We start from the raw sequence: 21,588 nt of genomic DNA, 5'->3' as shown, positions 1-21,588 counted from the left end.
AGCCGATGGTACTGCGGTAACACGTGGGAGAGTAGGTCGGTGCCAAATCTTAAAAGAAACCCTTTAACAGCAATGTTGAAGGGTTTTCTTGGTTTATAAGCTTTTGTAAACCTTTTACTCTCAATTACCATTAAGCAGTTAAGAAAGTTAAGGTCCTGAACGTGCTATTTCTTAATGTCCTAAATGCCTTAATGGTAAAAGAAATTATTACAGGGTTTATTCCACCATTAAGGAGTTAAGGTAGTTTAAGTTTGTTCCCGCAGATTACGCTGATCTCCGCTGAATGTATGCCATCTTCTTTGTTATAGCTCCATCCCAGGTTGAATAGCCCTGATGGCAGCGAAAATCCCTTTTGGGCAGCGGTAGATTGTTTATCATAAGGGATTTCCAAAAGGATTGCAGCGCACAGCAGGACAGGACCCGGCCTACATGGTGCAGGAATTGCGCTCCAGATCATCAGAAAATTAATGATCTGATTATGCTGAACGATAGCTATTCAAAAATGATTATTCTACGCATGTTAAAAAATGTAAAATCTTTCAGCCTCAAGGTAATAAAACCGTATTATTGTAGTATTACGTACATATTATGATGATGAATGTGAACCTGAAGAAATTAACCTTTCTTGCTTTTATTTTATGTATAAACTTTGGCGTTTTTGCTCAAAGTAAAAATGTACAACTCCCTGCCAATTGGTTTAATTTAGATTTATTAGAAAACGGATATTTTGGTATCAGTACGGAGAAAGCTTATCGCGAGCTTTTAAAAGATAAAAAACCTAAGCAAAATATTATTGTAGCAGTAATTGATGGTGGGGTAGATACCAATCACCCTGACTTACAATCTGTTTTATGGACGAATAAAAAAGAAATCCCGGGAAATGGAATAGACGATGATGGTAATGGCTATATCGATGATATCCATGGCTGGAATTTTATTGGTTCTAAGAAAGGCAATCTAGAGTTTGACAATTTAGAATTGGTGCGCCTGTTAAGGATTTATACTCCAAAATATCAATCAACAACCAATTTAACTCCTTTAGACAGTGCCCAAAAAGAAGAATTTAAACTGTATAAGAAAATGGTTGGCGATTTCGGTAAGAAATACGAAGATGCCAGCAATACTTTTTCTGTTCTGATTGCCATCAACAAGGTTTTAGATTCTGTGGCGAAAATCAATAAAAAAGAAATCCCGACCATGGAGGATATTGATCAATATAAACCTGATGATGAAACGGAAGAGCAGGTAAAAACAATCATCAGAAAGGGTGCTAAGGAAGATGGTAGTTTTGAGAAATTTTATAAGAGCATAAAGGAAGGTTACAAGCAATACGATGCAATGCTGAAGTATAACTTAAACCCCAAATATGATAGGCGTGCAGAACTGGTGGGCGATGATTACAGTAATTCTTACCAAAAAGATTATGGAAACAATGATGTAAAAGGCCCTGATCCTTTTCACGGTACACACGTATCCGGAATTATTGGAGCAGATCGTACAAATTCCACAGGTATTTTGGGCGTAGCCAATCATGTAAGTATCATGGCCATCAGGGTGGTACCCACAGGAGATGAACGTGATAAGGATGTGGCCAACGGCATCAGGTACGCGGTTGATAATGGTGCTAAAGTAATCAACATGAGTTTTGGTAAAAGCTACAAGTGGGATAAAAAAGCAGTAGACTCGGCAGTAAAATACGCGGAACTAAAAGGGGTATTACTGGTACACGCAGCCGGAAACGATAACCAAAATAACGATCTGGAAGAGAATTACCCTAATAAGTTTTTTGACAGTAAAGAGGCTGAAGCTTATAAAGAAGCGAATAAAAAACCCAGCAAACCAGACTTTACTCCACCCAGACCCATGACACAAAATAATGGCATGGGTATGAGGCCATCTTATGACCGATCTGCATTAGTAAAACCTGTACCCATCGACTCCGCAAAATTTAAGCTGCCTCATGCCAGTAACTGGATCGAAGTAGGTGCAAGTGCCTATAAAGATGATGACAATCTGAAAGCCGATTTTTCTAATTATGGCAAATATAATGTAGATGTTTTTGCCCCTGGATTTTTAATTAACTCAACCATTCCTGATAACAAATATGAGGAGGCTGATGGAACGAGTATGGCCTCGCCTGTTGTGGCTGGCTTAGCAGCACTAATTTTAAGCTACTACCCGGAATTAAAACCAGCACAGGTAAGAGCAATAATCATGAAATCTGTTTCGAAGGTAGCGCACAAAGTAAAATACAAAAATGAAAGGGGGGAGAATGTTAGAACGCTTTTCAGCGAAATATGTGTAAGCGGAGGTATTGTTAATGCCTATAATGCCCTAAAATTAGCTGAAACGTATAAATAGTTATCAGTTTACAGTTTACAGTTTTCAGTTTGCAGAAATTGTACGGATAAACTCCTGAAAAGTGCCAAAGGGATATTTTTTAGCCTTCATCCACGAAATAAGATCTTCCATGCGTTTTACCATTTTTGTACCTGTATTTTTTCTGACGTAACCTGGAAAACCAAAGCGATCAAAATCTTCTAAATCGGTAAATTCCCAGGGGTGAAAATAAATATTAAGGTATTTATCTTTTTTATAAGTCCAGCTGGCTAGTGTTTTATAAAGAGTTAAAGGCAGATTGTGAAACGACAACCAAAACAGCGGGAACCTAATTAATGGGCTTACCGACGCCGGAATTTGTAACACATTGTTTTTAATGAAGTGTGTTCTGGAAATGTTCAAATTGTTGTACCGCCCAGGCAAATAGGTTGGATTAATGGACGTGTTATAAGCATACCCGGCTTTTTCAATTTCCCTTTCGTCAACTGGCATCATCCTGGCCATGCGGTAACCGGTAATTTCTCTGCCCGAAAGTTCTTCGAGCTTTAATTTGGATTGCAGTAAATGTTCGGGTTTAAAATCTGAATGATAATAACCGTGTGAGGCAAGTTCGTGTCCTGTTTCGGTAATCCGTTTAATCAGATCGGGAATATTTTCGGCAAAGGTAACGGTACAGAAAAAAGTGGCTTTAACTTCGTATTTTTCCAAAATATCTAAAATGGCGATTGTACCCGCTCTCGAAATGGCAATCTGATCTTCAAAAGAAATTTCTTTTCCATATTCAAAAGGCATATCAAACTCTTCGATATCAAAACTTAACAATACCATTTATTTTTGCTGAATATTGGTTGAACGGATAATATAATTAGGGCGGTTTTTTGATTGCATAAACATTTTACCTACATAAATACCTATAATGCCCAGGATAATGAGCTGGAGCCCTCCAAAAAAGACAATGGTCATAATTACTGATGCCCAGCCTGAAACCTCTACGTGATTGACAAAAGCGTAAATAATGTAGGGAATATACAGTACAGAGGCAAACGACAGAATGAAACCCAGATAAACGGCCGAATACAATGGTTTTATGCTGAAAGAGGTAACACCATGCAGTGCCAGCCTCAACATCTTTTTGAAGGTATATTTACTATTTCCCGAAAAACGTGCGGCCGGATTATACCGAATAGCAAACTGCTTAAAACCAAGCCATTTGACCAAACCACGTAAAAATGGCTCGTTTTCATGAAAATTTCTAAAAACACTCACCACTTTTTGATCAAGTAAGCGGAAATCGGCTGCGCCTGGTTCCAGGTCAATATCCGATAACCAGTTTAAGGTTTTATAGAATAAGTTTGAGGAGCTTCTTTTTCCTTTAGATAGATTTTTATCTTCTTCTCTGATGGTGTATACCACTTCGAAACCTTCCTGCCATTTCTGTAACATTTCCGGAATCAACTCGGGAGGATGCTGCATATCGCAGTCCATAGAAATTACACAATCGCCAAAAGCATGGTCCATGCCCGCTTTAACCGCCAACTGGTGACCAAAGTTTTTCGAAAACTCGAGGAAAAATATATTATTTGCTGTTGAGGCATAATCCTTTATTTTTTCGAGGGTATGATCGGCACTTCCATCATCCACCAGGATAATTTCATAATCATAATTGATGGTCGAAAAAACTTTTTTAATACTTTCGGCTATTACAAAAATATTATCGGCTTCGTTGTAAGCAGGGATTACTATAGAAACTAGTTTATTCATTTATCGGCAATCAGATAAGACTCAAAATCTTCTTTCATCATTTGATAAATTATGGTTAACCAAATGATCACGCAAGGTAGGGCTTTAAGCGAATATAGACGAATAAATTCTTTAACCGGCCTTGGAAAAATATCGGTTGGCGAGAGGCTGGTTAAGATAAAAGCAAAAATAAATAAGGCTATTATCCATCCTTTTTTAGGATTTTGCTGCACCATAAACCAAACGGCAACACCTGCAAAAGCAATAATATAGGTTGGCGATTCAGAACCACTGCTAAATATAACCGTAAAAATAAGTGTAGAGGCCAGTAACATTAACCTAAAGCCAATATGTTTATATTGTTTAATCCGTAAATAAGGTAAACCAAACAGGATGAGGCCAACCAGTAAAAACGGCGCGTTCGGAATGCTGATATCTCCTGTTGCCCTTCTTACAATTCCCATCAGAGAAATATCCTGAAAAGAAGTTAATGATGCATTTAGGTCGTTTTTATGAGCAAGGGAATGATACCAGTCTCGATAGGATTGAATTACAAATGCGGGAGACGAAATCACCATGGGCAAAGCGAACAATACCGTAAAAGCAATGAGGCAGCCTATGATAAATTTTAACTTATTTTTAGTGAAGAAGAAAAATGCCAGTCCAACAATCCCGTAAAGTTTTACCAATGTGCCGATGGCAATAAAAAAAGCCGATTGTACTTCTTTCTTTTTAATCAGGTAAGAGAAACTGAGCAATATTAATCCCGTCAGTGCAATGTTAAACTGAAAACTGAAGAGTGCAGTTAAGGCCTCATGTGCACATATCCAGGCAATAATAGTCCTTTTGTTTAACGAAATTGGAAGACTGTAAATTCCCCAGAGCAATATTGATACATTGGCCATATTCCAAAGGATACAGCCAAAACCATCAGGTAATAGGGCAAATGGAGCAATAAAAATCGAAAATACAGGGCCGTAATGGTTGCTATCTAGGTATTCGGGATAATTATGATATAAATTTTGAAGATCTGTGGTATGCCAGTAAACATACTTGAATATCAGGTAATTGTTATAAGCGTGGTGATGATACTGCTTAAATCCAGCAACTATTGCTAACAGCAGATAGATGACAATAACACATTCCTTTTTTAAGAGAAATGACCAAAGTTTAGTAAGATTAGCGTTTTTTAAACTGTTCATTTTGCCGCAATATAACCATTTTATGAGTTTGCAGAATCATCTATTCTTTTAAAAGCTTTGGTTTAGCGATTGAATTACGACCGGGGACAATACAATTATACCTGTACTTGTGAATTGATTAAAACCTTTCATTGGTTTTCAGGTCGTAAAGACTTAAGTTTTTAAAAGAACCAATGCCTGCAAACATGATTTTAAAACCCATTAATTTTCCAACAGCATGGTTATATTGAGTTTTAAAGATCTCTTTATTATTGATAATAAGTGACACATGTTGATTCCTGATGCGGAGTTTAACCTTGCCACCTCCGGTAAGATCATATCCAAGCTGTCTTAAATCATCCTTTTCTCCCCTTCTCGCCATTTCCGAAAATTTATATGAGCTCCAAGCCGTACATTCGGGTTTCATTATACTCAGGTTATGACTGTCTCTATCACCAAAAACTGCAATATCAACTTGCGAGCAGCGTACTCCGGCCCGTTCTGCTGAAGTGATAATATCTGCATTGAATTCGAAATTATCAGCACTGATATTTGTGGGTCTCACATTACTATATGATACAAAAAAGGTTTTGTTAGTATCAACACCTGCCGTTGATAGTTCTTTAGCGGTTATCTGATAGTCACTTTCATGAGCAATTTTCTTTAAAATCGGGTATACCCTTGTCGTATCGTACAACATGGTGGCAATAACATCCCATCCTTTGCTTTGAAGATATACATAGGCCGTATCTATCGGTGTATTTTTGTGGTATAGTACCGGGAAATATCTTCCGGGTGTTTCATAATAATGGTTTACTGCTGCATTTGTAGTTGCTGATCTTTTGGTTTTGCCATCTCCAAAGTCGATGAAAAAAGTAGATGAATCGTCAGGCAGATTACCTTTAACAGCCAACTTAAAGATTGCAGAATGCGGACTTTTTCCTTCAGGATTTAAACAGTTCAGCTTTACATTAGTTAGCTCATCATTGTTATGAATAAAGTAGAAAAAGCCGATAGTGGATATGGTAATAATCAGTAACAACACCAGGTATATGTGGTTTTTCTTTTTACCAGGTACTTCTTTTGGTTGAGCATCAGGAGTTGTAGAATTAAGGGTCGATACATCCTTTTCACTTACAGGATGCAACAGTTCAAATTCGTACCAATCCCGGTAACCAATAAATTGAGCCAAAGCATCCCTTGTGGCTTTTTGTGGATAATAGCGCACAGGCGTTTTAAGTTTTCCAAATATGCGTTTAAGGGTGTTTTCACTTAAATGAACCTTTGTTTTCCGGTGAAGCAGGCTACTCAATCTGATGTAATCACTGTTCTTCCAGTCCGAAATGTTTTTTTCGCCAACTTCTTGCGCTACTTTTTTACAGCAAATATCCAGCTGCTTAAAAAAAACAGAATTTTCGGCTTGTACAAACTCATTGTTCATTTGGGGTAATTGTCTGGTTTTTAGCTTGTTGTGCTGTCAATAATATTGGTAAACATTTGTATAGACGGTTAATGTTTTGTGATATAAATCATTGCCTAAGTTTATAAAAGCAAATCACAGGTTCAGAACCATTTGCTGCAAAACAAACTATTTTTTTATAAAACTAACCAAATTTAATGAAAAAAAAACTACTCTTATTTGTGTTGTTTTTGTGTACCTGTTATGCATTAAAAGCACAAACCAGGTCGGTTACCGGGAAGGTGATTGATGCAGGTACCAAAGAAAGCCTTACAGGTGTAACTGTAAGTATACCGGGTACAAAAACAGGTACAACCACTGATGCAAACGGGCAATTTAGCTTAAACGTTCCGACTGGTACCAATAAACTGTTGGTTAGCTATATCGGATATCAGGAACAAACTGTTTCAATTACAGGAACGAATATGACCATTAGTTTAGCTACCGATATCAAAAACTTAAATGATGTAGTAGTTGTAGGTTATGGTACGCAGAAGAAAAAAGATTTAACAGGTGCAATAGCAACGGTTAGCGGACAAGACATTACAAACCGTCAAACTTTGCAAGTATCAGAGGCTTTGCAGGGGGCAGTTCCTGGTGTAAGTGTTACGCGGAACAATTCGGCACCCGGCGCTGGCGCTACGGTACAAATCAGAGGGGTAACTACGCTTAATACCAACGGTCCTTTAGTGGTTGTTGATGGAATACCTGTGAGCAGTATGGATTTGGTTAACCCAAATGATATTGAATCATTGAGTGTACTAAAGGATGCAGCTTCAGCCGCAATATACGGTTCCAGGGGTGCTGCAGGTGTAATTTTAATTACGACTAAGCGTGGTGCCACGGGGGCTTCGAGTATAGATTACAATTTTGAGTATGCTTTGCAAAAACCAACAGCCCTGCCTGAATATGTAAATTCACCAAAATACATGCGCTACTTTAACGAACAGGCCGTTAATGATGGTGCCGCAACAGGTCCATATGCACAGGATGCGATCGACAATTTCGATAAAAACAGATCAGCCACTCCGGATAAATTTCCTTTTGCTGATACTGATTGGCAGGACTTAATTATGACCAATAAGTATGCACCAAGAAAGCAACATGATTTGGTATTTACCTCTGGAACAGAAAAGTTAAAAACAAAAGTTTCGCTGGGTTATCAGGATGTAGGGGCATTTTATGACAACTATAATTACGAACGCTATCAATTTAGGGTAAACAACGACATTAAAATCAGTAATAAATTTAGTGCAACTGCAGATTTAGCCTTTCGGCGTTTAAATAACCTTTCTCCAGTTACTAATCCTTTTAGTGGGCAAACGCCCATTTACGAAGCCAGGGTGATGCCTCCGGTATATGCCGCTTATTATACAAATGGCGCTTATGCCCTTGCCAAAGACGGAAGAAACCCCTTAGCACAGTTAAATGAAGGGGGCACAACGACCTCAAAATCTAACCAGCTTCAAGCAAGATTAGCCTTAAACTTTAAACCGATAGATCATTTAACATTGACTGCGATTGTTGCGCCAACCTTCGACTTTAACAAGAGTAAGGCATTTTCAAAGAAAATCGCTTATACCAATCCCGATGGTAGCCCGAGTGCGGCAAGCAATACATCACTTACCACTTTAGATGAAGATAGAGATGAAATTTATCAAATTACCGGACAGTTTTTAGCTAATTACACCAAAACTTTTAACAACAAGCATAATTTTAGCGCTCTTGCAGGTTACGAAAGCATTTATTCTAATGCTGAATCACTTAGCGCAAGCAGAGATGGCTTCCCTTTGTTAGATTTTCCCTATTTAACAGTCGGTTCAACTGCATTACGTGATAATGCTGGCGGTGCAACCGAGGAAAGTTTACATTCGGTATTTGGCCGTGTGGGTTATGATTTTATGGGCAAGTATCTTTTTCAGGCTAATTTAAGGTTAGATCAGTCTTCAAGGTTTGCCCCAGGTTTTAGAAGTGCAACCTATCCCTCCTTCTCAGCAGGCTGGGTGCTTTCAGAAGAAAACTTTATAAAAGAAGCAAAATGGATTAATTTCTTAAAACTGCGGGCATCATACGGCGAGGTTGGAAACCAACGCATAATTGATCGAAATAACAATGATGTCCAAGTCTATTATCCCTACCAGGCCAATATCGATCTTCGAAATGTTTTATTCTACCAAAACGGTGTGTTAGTTCCGTTAAGTTCTGGAAGCCAGACAGTTTATGCAGTAAATGATATTAGATGGGAAACAACCCGTTCGACAGATGTGGGGTTAGATGCTACGTTTTTAAACAATAGATTAAACGTTACTGCTGATTATTTCAAAAAAAGCACTAAAGATATTTTATTGCAGTTGGACATTCCATTAAACATGGGCTACGATAAGCCACAACAAAATGCGGGCATACTCGATGTAAGCGGTTGGGAATTGGGCCTAAACTGGAAAGATAAAATTAACGATTTTACTTATAGCGCCAGTTTTAATATTTCTGATGCTAAAAGTAATATAAAAAACATGAGTGGTACACGCCAGGAAAGCGGCAGTACTTTAGTTAACATGGAGGGAAGCCAGTTTAACGAATGGTATGGTTATTTGAGTACCGGTATATACCAAACTGCCCCGATAGCAGGTACCGCAAAAACCAGTGCTGCTGTAACTGCTGGCGATATTGGCTATCAAGATATAGATGGCAATGGAATAATTAACGCTAACGATAGAGTGTTATTGGGCGGATCGTTGCCTCGTTACCAATACGGTGGTAATATAAATTTAGGTTATAAAGGCTTTGATTTTGGTATTACTTTCCAGGGAGTTGGCAAAAAATTGAGCCGATTGAACAATGATATCGTTCGGCCTTTCCAGGAACAGTTTGGTAATTTTCCAACCTATCTAGAAGGCAATTTTTGGAGTAAAAGCAATACGACTGAGCAAAACCTGGCGGCAACTTTGCCCAGGTTAACCAATACTAATGCCACGAATAACTACGCTTCATCAGATTTTTGGTTGTTCGATGGTTCTTATTTCAGGTTAAAAAATATTACGCTTGGTTATACTTTCGATAAATATAATGTTTTTCAAAAATTAGGGCTTAAATCAGTGCGCTTGTATATTTCTGCTAACGATTTCTTAACCAGTAGTAAATATCCTAAATATGCCGATCCTGAATCAGGCAATGCAAGTTATCCTATCGTTACTACATTTTTAAGTGGTATAAGTGTTAAATTTTAATCTATACAAAATGAATAAGACCATTATATATACATTTTTGGCTATAGGCTTTGTTACGGCATCGTCATGCAAAAAACTTGATTTATCAGATCCATCTAGCCCGGCTACGGGTAGCTTTTATACGAACCAAAATGAACTGGAACTGGCGGTGAATGATTTATATCGGATAGATTTTTGGACCTCAGCTAAGACAGCTACCGGTACATGGGAAGAATTTTTCTCCGATAATTGTTTTTATAGAGGAGGATCAGGCGGTAATCCTGTTATAGCAGGTAGCCTGGCTTCTGATAATGCCAATGTACAAACCTACTATTTAAACTGTTATAAAGCCATTGCGAGGGTAAATACCTTTTTGGAAAATAAAGACCGGGCAGCAGCAAATACGCCTGCGGCCATTATCACCAGATTGGAAGCAGAAATGCGATTGATCAGGGCATATCAATATACCAAATTAATAACCCACTTTGGCGATGTGCCTTTAAATACCAAAACGCTAACCATAGAAGAGGCCAAAAATGTAAATAAAACCAGTAAAGCTGATATTTATACTTTTTTAAAAGGAGAATATGAGTTTGCCGCACAAAATCTCCCTCAAACTTATGGTACTGCCGTAAAAAGATTAACCAAAGGTGCTGCATTAGCCTTAGAGGCTCGTACTGCTTTATACATGGCTGATTGGGAAACGGCCAGAACAGCATCATTAGCAGTTATGAATTTAACAGGAGTTGGAGCTTATACTTTGAATGCTTCTTATGATAACCTTTTCCAATTAGCTGGGGAACAGAGTGCAGAAATTATATTCAGCATACCCAGAGATCAAACACAACAGGTATTTAGTGTGCCGGATGATATTTTAACACGTAACGCTGGCGGTTTTGGTGCTACTTTGCCAACCCGCGAATTAGTAGATGCGTTCGAATGTACAGATGGGAAACCAATTGATGAGTCTCCTTTGTACAATCCACTAGATCCTTTCACAAACCGCGATCCACGATTAATTGCTACGATAGTTCCATTTTATAATAATTCCCCTTCAACAGTAGTGCCGCGGACGAGTTATTGGTTAGGCTATAATTATAACCCACACCCCGATTCTGCACAGGTATGGAGCAATAAGTTAGGTCGCAAAGTAACTAATAATGATACGCGCGCTGTGGCACCTTTTGCAAGTTTCACCGGTTTTGTATTTAAAAAAGGTGTAGCTCAAAACTGGTCTGACACACATAAAGAAGATAATGATGCCATCATCATTCGTTTTGCAGAAATACTACTTACTTATGCGGAGGCAAAAATTGAATTGGGACAGGCTGATGCTACAGTACTTGATGCCATTAACAAGGTTAGGGCCAGGGCTTATGGTGTACCTGTTAGCCAAACAGCCTCTTACCCGGCGATTACTACTTTAGATTTAACACAACTAAAAAATGTGCTAAGAAGAGAGCGTAGGGTTGAGTTTGCTTTTGAAGGCCTGCGTTACATGGATCTGATTAGATGGAAATTAGCAGAAAAAGCACTCACACGTCCTGTTATTGGCTTACCAGATCCGGTAAACCAAAACAGAGCGAAATGGCCTTTCCCGGGCGTTACACCAATAGATGACGATGGTATTGCCGATTATAGTGGTTTTGGCGCAGATGTTAAAGTTTTATTCCAACGCAACTTTGATAAATCGAAACAATACCTATGGCCATTACCAGCTGTTGAGGTAAGGGCGAATCCAAAATTAACACAAAACCCGAATTACTAACAGATCACAGCCGGAAGTAAACCCTTTCGGCTGCTTTAACCATGCACATGAAAAAAAACCTGATATTAAAATGTAGCACTTTAATAAGTGCTGCCATCTTCACGGCCCATTTGGCACATGCACAACAAAAACCTTTACAGGTGAGTGGGATTTACCCGCATTTAGCCACATTTAACGAAAACTGGGAGAAGCAAAACTGGTTAAAACAGGGAGCAACCAAAAGTTATGGCGACGGGGGCGAAAACGGCATTGGTGCCATTACGCCCTGGGCTGGTAAACTTTGGATGGTAACCTACTCGCCACACATGCCCAAAGGAAGTTCTGATAAGTTGTACAGTATCGACAATAACCTTAATGTGACCATCCATCCGGAAAGCATTGGCGGCACACCAGCAAACCGGATGATCCACAAAGAATCGAACCAGTTAATTACCAGTAACTATTTTATCGATGATAAGGGAAAAGTGAGGGTTATTCCATTCTCGGTGATGCCGGGCAGGATGACCGCAACCACACGCCACCTGAGTGATCCGGCCAATATGGTTTATTTTTACGATATGGAAGGGATGTTGTACGAAACCAATGTACACACATTGGCCGTAAAAAAACTATTTAACAAACCCGTTCCAGGTTGGCATGGTAAAGGCGCTTATACTGCGCAGAAACAACTGGTGGTTGCCAACAATGGAGAGGAAGCCGTTTTTAAGCTTACAAAAGACATGCTTGAAGCCGGAGACTTACCAAAAAATGAGGAGGAAAAGGGCGTATTGGCTAGCTGGGATGGCAAAACATGGAAAATTATCGAACGCAGACAGTTTACTGATGTTACAGGTCCGGGTGGTATTTATGGCTCGCCATCGGATAAAAGCCCTTTGTGGAGCATTGGCTGGGATAAACGTTCCGTGATGCTGAAATTATTAGATGGAGGGCAATGGTATACTTATCGTTTACCCAAAGCTGCCCACACTTACGATCATAGAGGAGGCTGGTATACCGAGTGGCCGCGCATTCGTGAGGTTGGCAACGGTAAAATGCTGATGGATATGCACGGTATGATGTACGATTTTCCTAAAACATTTTCACGGGCAAACAGTGGTGGTATTCAAGCGGTAAACAGTCATTTGCGCTATATTCCCGATTTTTGCAGCTGGAATAATCAGATTGTAATCGCTACTGATGAAACAACTGTGCTGGAAAACCCCATGGCCGGTAGGTCCCAGTCTAATCTGTGGTTCGGGCAATGGAGCGATCTTAAGAACTGGGGTGGTGCAACAGGTTGGGGTGGCCCCTGGGATAATGACCAGGTGAAGGCAAATACACCTTCTGATGCTTTTTTGATCAGTGGTTTTAATAAAAAGGTATTGCACCTTTCTCAAAAATCAAATCAGGCCGTTAGTTTCACCATCCAGATCGATAAAGCAGGCAATAACAAATGGGAAGATTATAAAACCATAACGCTTGCAGCCAATGCCTACCAGTATTTTATCTTTCCTGCTGATTTTAAGGCAACGTGGGTTCGTTTTAAGGCAAACAAAGATTGTAATGCTTCCGCGTTTTTTCATTTTACAGGTAAAATGCACGAAAGTAAAGACAATATGTTTAATAGTTTAGCCGGGATAAGCGAAAAAACGCCGGTTAATGAGAGCCTGATCCGTCCTTCGGGTTACAATAAAAACCTTCAGGTTTTAAACATCTCAAATGGCAAAAAACAATATCAGGAAGTGAACGAGAAATTGTCGTTTTTAAACACTACTGACGATAGTACCGCACAAATGGAGAAACTTCTGGCCCTTAAAAAAAGTTATGAGGTTGATGAGGCATCGATTATCATCAAAGATAAAACCGGAACTTTCCGTTTGCCAAAAGGATCTGATGACTATGAACTTTTCCCTTATCGGGATAAACGGGAAGTGGAATCAGAGCGATTTATGTTAAACGTGCAAGGTACTTTTTATGAGGTGGGCCGCGAATCGGGCTTTAATGCCATTCGTCCGGTTACCACACACCATAAAAAAATAACAGACTTTTGTACCTGGAGAGGTTTATTGGTATTGAGTGGAACCAAGAAAGGTGCACAGGCAGACGGACATTATTTTGGCGACCAGGATAATGGCCTATGGTATGGAGGAATTGATGATTTATGGAAAATGGGCAAGCCAACAGGTAAAGGAGGCGTATGGAAAAATACCACTGTTCAAGCAAATGATCCTTCATTACCTTATTTAATGACTGGCTATGACCAGAAAAAAGTAAGCATTACCGCCGATAAAGAGGTGAAAATTACACTTGAAGTTGATTTCGATTTAACAGGCTTTTACCCTTATAAAACCTTTACGCTAAAAGCCGGAGAAACCATTAATTATACATTCCCTGATGGTTTTAGTGCACACTGGATAAGGGCAACTGCAAATAAAGACTGCCAATCGACGGTAACGTTTACTTATTGGTAATAAAGATTAGAATTGCAGTATATATCAAGTGTTTTTATTATTCTGATTATTAGGGTTTTATGTGTACATATTTTTGGATAGGTACTGGATAAGCTTAAATTATGAATTATGATGGAGAGCACTTATAATTGCACACCAATTGGATATTAGGGATATCTAGTGAGCGTCGTTTAGGGATGATAGCGCAATCAATACAAGGGCGTTCTAGCCCTTGTACTTGATTTAATTTGATCGCTTTTTCGATAATGATAAATTCTTCTCTTTCATTTAACCCTTACTTGATTTGCAATTAATATACCTGATGTACTTTTGAACTATAAATATTTGGTTAGTATTTATAAGGTTTAGTTGATTAATAAAAGCCACGATGTGTTCATTGTGGCTTTTTTACGTTTTAACCGCCATCATTTTTAATTCTTATTACTTCACGCAATTAAAACAGCTTTCCTGTTTCCTGATTGGTTGAATTTTGGTTGCATTTGAGCAATGATGTAAATAAATCCTGTTTTATTTAATTTAAAGTGCTGTATTTAGGGTTTTATTGTCAAATTGCATCCTGATTGGTATAAATAATCAGATTTTTTTGTAGTCTTACCGAAATTATAGCTTCAAATAGAAGATGTAACTGAAACCATTGCAGGTTACCTTTTTGCAAGCCAAAAATGCTTCATCAACCTGGAAAACCTGCTTTGAAAATATTATATTAGTATATGCAAATTAAGGAATTGGGAGAGGAACGAGATTTAATGCTCAAAATAGCTGTTGGCGATCAACAGGCCTTTCGCTTGATCTTTGATGCTTATAAAAATAAAGTTTTTTCATACGCCAACCGGTACCTGAAATCTAAAGAAAGAGCTGAAGAGGTCGTTCAGGAAACCTTCCTTAAAATCTGGTTAAAGAGAGAAAGTCTGGGCACAATTGAAAACTTTGGTGGATACATTCGAAGAATAGCTGTTAATCTTACTTTAGACTCCCTTCGGGCTATTGCCGCTGAAAATAAAACAACAGACTTGCAAAAAGTGGTTTGGATGGAACAGGACACCGGAACCGAAGATACCATTATGCGAAAAGATGCGGAAAGTTATGTTGATCAATTACTGGATAAACTACCCAAACAGCAAGGACTGGTTTACCGGATGTGCCATATTGAAGGTATGAAACAAAAAGAAGTTGCAGAAATACTCCATATTGCGCCCGCTACTGTTAAGGTTCATTTAAGAGAAGCCCTAAAAACATTACGAACCATGGTAGATAAAAATAATACCATACCACTTATATCTTTCGTTTTTATCGGATTGCTAAAATAATGTAATCCATTCCTGTTTTATATCGCTTTTCTTTTAAATGTGGTTGGAGTTTTAAAATATTTTAAAAAAAAATATTTTTTGACTACCCCTTTTTATGCTTTTCAAACGTCAACCTTTAAAACGAACATAATAATATCTTTTCTATATCGCCATTTGTATGAAAAATGAAGAAATAAGTGAACTTCTGGAGAAGTATGCTCAAAATACTATCTCAGAAGAAGAAAAGAGCGTTTTATTTAATCATCTTAACGCCTCAAACAATGTTGAATTTGAAAAACGCTTCATGGAAAAAGATTGGGATTTATTCCAATCGAACGAAACTATAGCAGAAAGTAAGGCCAATACAATTTTTAATGAAATTGTTGGTGAGGAAGAAAAAAAGTCATTTAAATTAAATTTTGCCTGGATAGGTTGGGCTGCTGTATTATTGATTGCCGGTTTTTCTACTTTTTATTTTTTAAAGCCTTCAACGCAAAAAATAACGGCTAAAGCTAATGTAGCAGTACTTAATGTGGTGGCAGAAACGGAGCATAAAAAAATTGTATTACCAGATGGGAGTACCGTGATATTAAACAATGGGGCAGTGTTGCTGTATCCCAAACATTTTGATGGAAATACCAGAGAGGTTACCCTAAAAGGTGAAGGCTATTTTGATATCGTTCATGATCAGGCTAAGCCATTTATTGTTTATGCGGGAAAAGTGAAAACAACCGTTTTAGGTACTGCTTTTAATATTAAAGCTATTGAGGGGCAGAAAGTTGTGATCACGGTAACCCGTGGAAAAGTAAGTGTACAGGATCATCAAACACTATTAGGGGTACTTACGCCTAATCAACAGCTCACCTTTGATGAGAAAAGAAAAATGCCAAGTTTGACCAAAGTGATCTCGCAAGAGGTTGTAGACTGGCAGGCAAAAGATATTTTCTTTGAAGACATCACGATGAAGGATGCTATTGAAGTATTGGCTAAACGCTTCGGAACCAAAATTACTTTTGTAGATGATCATGGTAAAAACTGTCGCTTTACCACAACTTTTCAGAAAGGAGAAAGTTTAGAGGAGATTTTGCAGGTAATAACTTCTTTTAATAATGCAACATACGCAACCAAGGCCAATGAGATTTTTATTTCGGGTAAGGATTGCAATAATTAAATAATCAATATCAACTAAAACCAAACAAACCAAACTACATGAAAGAACTCTACTATTTCCACATTTGATGAAAAAATCTCCCTGTCCTTGCGAGACAGAGAGATAAAATTTGCACTGTTCCAGCTGGAATTGGAACAGGATGTATTAAACAATTTAGGCATCATTTAAAACATTTAAAATTATGAAATTTTCTGCACAATCAGCAGAGGGCGGGAATCCCTGTAAGAAATTTTTCGCTTCTAAAAAATCACGATATCTAATTCGTCAGATTATGCGTTTAAGCTTTGTACTAGCTATAATAACCTTTACCACCTCTTCATTAATCTTTGCTTCTTATACCAAAGGTCAATCGATCGCCAATACAGAAGTTATACTTGGATTAAATCATGAGAGTGTATTTTCTGCTATTGAAAAAATTCAAAAGCAAACACCTTTTATCTTTATTTATAGAAATACCGATCTTAAAGAATTAAAGGAAATCAATATCCCGGTTCAAAAACGTACCGTTCAGGAACTGCTTGATGTGCTGTTTAACTCCAAACGTTTTAAAATAACCCAGTTAAATAACAGGATTTTAATTTCATCGATAAAACCGGAAGTTAAAGCTCTGCCGGTTGATATCCGGATTTCAGGTATTGTAGTAGATGAGGATGGCGTTCCCATTCCCGGTGTATCAATAATACTGAAACAAAACAATAAGGCAAGTACAGCGACTGACAGAAACGGCCAGTTTGGAATTAATCTTCCCGATGAAGGAACCAAAGTGCTTCTTTTTACCTGTATCGGCTATCAGAATACAGAACAGGTGATTGGCGCAGAAAATTCGTACAAGATTGTAATGAAACCTTCGGTAGGTAGCCTGAATGAGGTGCAGATTATTGGTTACGGTACAACAACCAGAAAAACGAGTACAGGATCTATTGCTTCTATTACGGCAAAAGAGCTTGAAAAACAACCTGTTGGTAATCCATTAGCTGCACTATCTGGCAGAATGTCGGGCGTATTGATTGCGCAGAATAATGGTGTTCCGGGTGGAGCCGTTCAGGTGCAGATCAGGGGCCAGAATTCGCTTAGCTCTGGAGGGATTCCCTTGTATGTGATTGATGGTGTCCCGTTTACCAATTTTAATGGAGGCTCGCCTGCAACAGATAACTTAAATGCTTTTGGAACGTCGGGGGCCAGTGGAGGTGTAAGTCCTTTTAGTATGATCAACCCTTCTGATATTGAGCGTATCGATATTTTGAAAGATGCTGATGCGACTTCAATTTATGGATCAAGAGGTGCAAATGGCGTAGTTTTAATTACGACTAAAAAAGGAAAATCGGGAAAAGTAAAAGTTGGTGTAAATTTTAGTTCAGGTTTTACTGAGCTCAACCGCTTTATACCTACGTTAGATTTGCAGCAATACCTGGCGTTAAGAAAAGAAGCTTTTAAAAACGATGGTGTTACCCCTACGGCTACCAATGCGCCAGATTTAACCGTTTGGGACCAGAACAATTCTACCGATTTTCAAAAACTGCTCATTGGAAACCGGGGCCACATTACCGATGTTCAAGGATCAATGTCGGGTGGTAACGAGCAAACCCGTTTTTTCTTTAACTCGGCATACCGCAGAGAAAGTACCGTTTTTTTAGGCGACAATAGCGATAAAAGATTCTCGTCGAGACTAAACTTAGATCATAGCTCTCTAAATAAGAAATTCAATGCTTCATTTTCGGTGAGCTATAGTAACGATAATACCAACATACCAACCTCTGATGTATCATCGGTATATAATCTGCCGCCAAATCTGCCACTTTATGATGCCGCGGGTAAATTATTCTGGGCTACTGGTTTTACAAATCCTTTGGCCAGTTTATTAAGAAGATATAACGGGGTAACGAATAATTTAATCGCCAATGCCAATCTTAAATATACCATTTTTCCAGGTTTAACGGCTAAAACTAATTTTGGTTATACCAATACCAGGCTCGAGCAGGTTGCCACTACACCTGCATCATCTCAAAATCCGGCCAACAACCCAACAAGTTCTGCCAATTTTACCAACCTTAACGCCCAGAACTGGATTGTGGAACCCACTTTAGATTATGTAAAAAACATTGGGGAGGGCACATTAACCGCGCTTATCGGAACAAGTTTTCAGCAAAATACCTCAAATGGGCTTTATCTTTCCGGAACCAACTATAGTAACGAGGCGCTATTGGGCACATTAGGAGCTGCAGGTACCACTACGGTATTGTACAACAATATTATTAAGTATAAATATGATGCTGTTTTTGCCAAACTAAATTACGAATGGAAAGAAAAATACCTTTTCAATGCTACATTTAGAAGAGATGGTTCTTCAAGATTTGGTCCGGTTAACCGTTTTGGTAATTTCGGAGCAGTTGGTGCAGGCTGGGTATTCTCTCAGGAAGATTTTGTAAAAGATAACCTACCCTTTCTTAGCTTCGGTAAATTGAGGGGAAGTTACGGAACAACAGGTAACGATCAGATTTCTAACTTTATTTATCTGCCTTTATACTCGAGCACTACAGCTTATCTGGGAAATGCGGCTACGAGTATAGCAACACTTCCAAATGAAGATATTAAATGGGAAACGACTAAAAAATTAGAATTTGCCATTGATTTGGGTTTCCTAAAGGATCGTATTTCATTTACGGCCAATTATTACAGAAACCGATCATCAGATCAGATTACATTTAATGCCTTGCCAACACAAAGCGGATACAACAGTTATACCACCAACCTTCCGGCGTCTATTCAGAATAAAGGTTTAGAATTGGAGCTTAACTCAACAAATATCGTATCAAGCAATTTTTCGTGGAAAACTTCGGCAAACATTACCTTCACCGATAACAAATTATTAGATTTTCCAAGTCTTGATAAGTCGTTTTATGCTTCAACTTATGTAGTTGGTGAATCCATTAATCTGATCCGTCTTTACCATTACCTGGGTGTAAATCCAGCCAATGGAACCGCCATGTTTGAAGATAGAGATGGGGATGGAAGTATTACGACAAATGATCGTTACGTAGCTGATTTGGGTACGCCATTCTTTGGAGGATTTAACAACACGTTTACTTACAAAAATTTCGAGCTGGGTATATTTTTTCAGTTTAACCACCGTTTTGGCGTAACCAAGATTTTAAATACCAGGCCAGGTGCATTGGTAAACCAGAATAATTATTGGGCCGGCAGGTGGTCGCCTACCAACACCAGCAGTGATATTCCAGGTGCTTCTGCTACGCCAGGTACAGCCATTTATGCCTCATACAACAATTATACATCGTCTGATGCGGTTTACGGAGATGCTTCTTATTTAAAACTCAGATCGGTTAATTTATCGTATTCGTTACCAGCCGAATGGCTTAAGCATATCAAGATGTCTGGTTGCAGTGTGTTTGTTCAGGGACAGAACCTCTATACCTGGTCGAAAAACAAATATATTCTTGATACCGAAACCACCGTTCAAGGCGGACCTTCAGGCTTAGGTACCGGTACAATTGGTCAGGTTTTGCCTCCGTTAAGAACAATTGTTTTTGGTATTAACTGTTCATTTTAACTGATAAAATCATGAAAAAAATATATAAAAATTTCTTTTATAAAATGTTAATGATCGGAACAGTTTTAACTGTTTCATCCTGTAAAAAATTCGTAGAATTGGGTGCTCCGCCGACACAAATTTTATTTGAGGATGCATTTAAAACAGATGCATCTGCACAGAGTACCATATTGGGCTTATATTCTTCCGGTACATCGGCAACAGGTATTATTTTAAATTCAACTATACTTTCAGGCCTGTCTGCAGATGATCTTCAGTATAATTCTACTGATGCTGTTCTGCAGGAATTTGCAAATAATGCATTAACCAACACGAATAGTACGGTAGCCAACTTTTGGGCATCGTATTATGGTTTTGTTAAAAATTGCAATAATGCAATTAGTGGCCTAACCGCTTCAACAAGTTTAACCCCGGGTGTTAAAAACCAGTTATTGGGCGAAGCAAAATTTATGCGAGCCCTTGCCTATTTTTATCTGGTAAACTTATATGGCGATGTACCCTTACCGTTAAAGGATGATTATTCAGCTTTCGAAAATGCAACCTTACCCAGAACAGCCTCAGCTCAGGTTTATGCACAGATTGTGAAAGATTTAACCGATGCACAAAGTTTATTGCCTCCTGCCTATACCGGAACATTTAGGGCGCGAATTAATAAGTATGCCGCAACCACTCTTTTGGCACGTGTTTACCTTTATCAAAAAGATTATGTTAATGCAGAGGCTCAGGCTACTCAGGTAATTAGTGCCGGTGTTTATAGCTTACCAACGCCTGATGCTGCCTTTGTAAATAATAGCAATGAAATTATCTGGCAAGTTGCAAATACAACAGGTGTTTCGATTTATGGTGGCGTTTATGTGACAACAGCAACAGTAGTTCCGGCATTTTCACTGGCAGATGCAACATATCAAAGTTTTGAATCCATTACTGATTTACGAAGAACTGCCTGGGCTACACCAAAAACCATTTCAGGAAAAACCTACTATGGCATCAGCAAGTATAAATTCGGAACAGGCAGTGGCAACGAGTATAATGTTGCTTTAAGGTTTGCGGAGCTTTATTTAATCCGTGCAGAGGCCCGCGCACAGCAAAACAATCTTTCAGGAGCAAAAACTGATATCGATATGGTGAGAACCAGAGCAGGATTAGCAGGTGTAAGTGCGGCTTTAGATCAGTCACAAATGTTAACGGCTATTGAACAGGAACGAAAAGTAGAGCTTTTTGGCGAGTGGGGACATCGCTGGTTAGATTTAAAAAGAACTGGTCGTGCAAATGCAGTAATTAGCTCATTAAAACCAACCTGGAAATCAACTTCCATTTTATTTCCAATTCCGCAGACACAGATTCTTGTTAATCCTTCGTTAACACAAAATCCAGGTTATCAAAATTAATTATCGGGAGCCGGTTTGGCTCCCATAACGATAT

General features: G+C 38.6%; 12 protein-coding genes. 8 read left to right on the top strand and 4 right to left on the bottom strand.

Features of this window, described 5'->3' with window-relative positions:
- The first annotated feature begins 594 nt into the window (after positions 1 to 594).
- Positions 595 to 2,361: a S8 family peptidase gene (locus AC07YT_RS14815; RefSeq protein ID WP_494945384.1), complete on the top strand. Its 1,767-nt coding sequence runs from the start codon at positions 595 to 597 to the stop codon at positions 2,359 to 2,361.
- Positions 2,362 to 2,385: 24 nt separating this feature from the next.
- Here the strand turns inward: AC07YT_RS14815 and AC07YT_RS14810 are convergent, their stop codons facing one another.
- The 4 genes from AC07YT_RS14810 to AC07YT_RS14795 all read right to left on the bottom strand — a co-directional run bounded on the left by AC07YT_RS14810 (position 2,386) and on the right by AC07YT_RS14795 (position 6,702).
- A complete protein-coding gene (locus AC07YT_RS14810) occupies positions 2,386 to 3,168 on the bottom strand; it encodes a polysaccharide deacetylase family protein (protein WP_086544672.1) in 783 nt (260 codons plus the stop codon).
- A complete protein-coding gene (locus AC07YT_RS14805; RefSeq protein ID WP_086544673.1) occupies positions 3,169 to 4,101 on the bottom strand; it encodes a glycosyltransferase family 2 protein in 933 nt (310 codons plus the stop codon). It lies immediately after the preceding gene.
- Complete coding sequence (locus AC07YT_RS14800) at positions 4,098 to 5,282, bottom strand: glycosyltransferase family 87 protein (protein WP_086544674.1); 1,185 nt, start codon at positions 5,280 to 5,282, stop codon at positions 4,098 to 4,100. Before AC07YT_RS14800 ends, AC07YT_RS14805 begins: the two co-directional genes overlap by 4 nt.
- A gap of 118 nt (positions 5,283 to 5,400) precedes the next feature.
- A complete protein-coding gene (locus AC07YT_RS14795) occupies positions 5,401 to 6,702 on the bottom strand; it encodes a hypothetical protein (protein ID WP_086544675.1) in 1,302 nt (433 codons plus the stop codon).
- Between the two features lie 176 nt (positions 6,703 to 6,878).
- On the opposite strand from AC07YT_RS14795, the gene AC07YT_RS14790 reads away from it, so the two are divergent.
- The 7 genes from AC07YT_RS14790 (at position 6,879) to AC07YT_RS14760 (ending at position 21,554) form a co-directional block, all read left to right on the top strand.
- A complete protein-coding gene (locus AC07YT_RS14790) occupies positions 6,879 to 9,947 on the top strand; it encodes a SusC/RagA family TonB-linked outer membrane protein (RefSeq protein WP_086544676.1) in 3,069 nt (1,022 codons plus the stop codon).
- A gap of 10 nt (positions 9,948 to 9,957) precedes the next feature.
- On the top strand, positions 9,958 to 11,694 hold the full coding sequence (locus AC07YT_RS14785) for a RagB/SusD family nutrient uptake outer membrane protein (protein WP_086544677.1): 1,737 nt from the start codon (positions 9,958 to 9,960) through the stop codon (positions 11,692 to 11,694).
- A gap of 47 nt (positions 11,695 to 11,741) precedes the next feature.
- A complete protein-coding gene (locus AC07YT_RS14780) occupies positions 11,742 to 14,144 on the top strand; it encodes a hypothetical protein (protein ID WP_145954173.1) in 2,403 nt (800 codons plus the stop codon).
- A 710-nt stretch (positions 14,145 to 14,854) separates the two neighbouring features.
- A complete protein-coding gene (locus AC07YT_RS14775; RefSeq protein ID WP_086544679.1) occupies positions 14,855 to 15,451 on the top strand; it encodes an RNA polymerase sigma factor in 597 nt (198 codons plus the stop codon).
- 157 nt (positions 15,452 to 15,608) lie between these two features.
- Positions 15,609 to 16,601, top strand: a complete 993-nt coding sequence (locus AC07YT_RS14770) for a FecR family protein (protein ID WP_086544680.1) — start codon at positions 15,609 to 15,611, stop codon at positions 16,599 to 16,601.
- A 181-nt stretch (positions 16,602 to 16,782) separates the two neighbouring features.
- Positions 16,783 to 20,166: a SusC/RagA family TonB-linked outer membrane protein gene (locus AC07YT_RS14765; protein WP_086544681.1), complete on the top strand. Its 3,384-nt coding sequence runs from the start codon at positions 16,783 to 16,785 to the stop codon at positions 20,164 to 20,166.
- 11 nt (positions 20,167 to 20,177) lie between these two features.
- The gene (locus tag AC07YT_RS14760; RefSeq protein ID WP_086544682.1) at positions 20,178 to 21,554 is read left to right on the top strand and encodes a RagB/SusD family nutrient uptake outer membrane protein; all 1,377 of its coding nucleotides are present in this window, start codon (positions 20,178 to 20,180) and stop codon (positions 21,552 to 21,554) included.
- The last annotated feature ends 34 nt before the right edge of the window (positions 21,555 to 21,588 follow it).

It is taken from the genome of Pedobacter sp. GW460-11-11-14-TSB4, assembly GCF_059423705.1.
The sequence above is the reverse complement of the archived record's forward strand: the minus strand, read 5'-3'. Positions and strand labels throughout refer to the sequence as shown.

Bases quoted from the DNA above. Each gene is read 5' to 3' on its own strand.
- AC07YT_RS14815 (WP_494945384.1), top strand. From the start codon at position 595: ATGAATGTGAACCTGAAGAAATTAACCTTTCTTGCTTTTATTTTATGT.
- AC07YT_RS14810 (WP_086544672.1), bottom strand. From the start codon at position 3,168: ATGGTATTGTTAAGTTTTGATATCGAAGAGTTTGATATGCCTTTTGAA.
- AC07YT_RS14805 (WP_086544673.1), bottom strand. From the start codon at position 4,101: ATGAATAAACTAGTTTCTATAGTAATCCCTGCTTACAACGAAGCCGAT.
- AC07YT_RS14800 (WP_086544674.1), bottom strand. From the start codon at position 5,282: ATGAACAGTTTAAAAAACGCTAATCTTACTAAACTTTGGTCATTTCTC.
- AC07YT_RS14795 (WP_086544675.1), bottom strand. From the start codon at position 6,702: ATGAACAATGAGTTTGTACAAGCCGAAAATTCTGTTTTTTTTAAGCAG.
- AC07YT_RS14790 (WP_086544676.1), top strand. From the start codon at position 6,879: ATGAAAAAAAAACTACTCTTATTTGTGTTGTTTTTGTGTACCTGTTAT.
- AC07YT_RS14785 (WP_086544677.1), top strand. From the start codon at position 9,958: ATGAATAAGACCATTATATATACATTTTTGGCTATAGGCTTTGTTACG.
- AC07YT_RS14780 (WP_145954173.1), top strand. From the start codon at position 11,742: ATGAAAAAAAACCTGATATTAAAATGTAGCACTTTAATAAGTGCTGCC.
- AC07YT_RS14775 (WP_086544679.1), top strand. From the start codon at position 14,855: ATGCAAATTAAGGAATTGGGAGAGGAACGAGATTTAATGCTCAAAATA.
- AC07YT_RS14770 (WP_086544680.1), top strand. From the start codon at position 15,609: ATGAAAAATGAAGAAATAAGTGAACTTCTGGAGAAGTATGCTCAAAAT.
- AC07YT_RS14765 (WP_086544681.1), top strand. From the start codon at position 16,783: ATGAAATTTTCTGCACAATCAGCAGAGGGCGGGAATCCCTGTAAGAAA.
- AC07YT_RS14760 (WP_086544682.1), top strand. From the start codon at position 20,178: ATGAAAAAAATATATAAAAATTTCTTTTATAAAATGTTAATGATCGGA.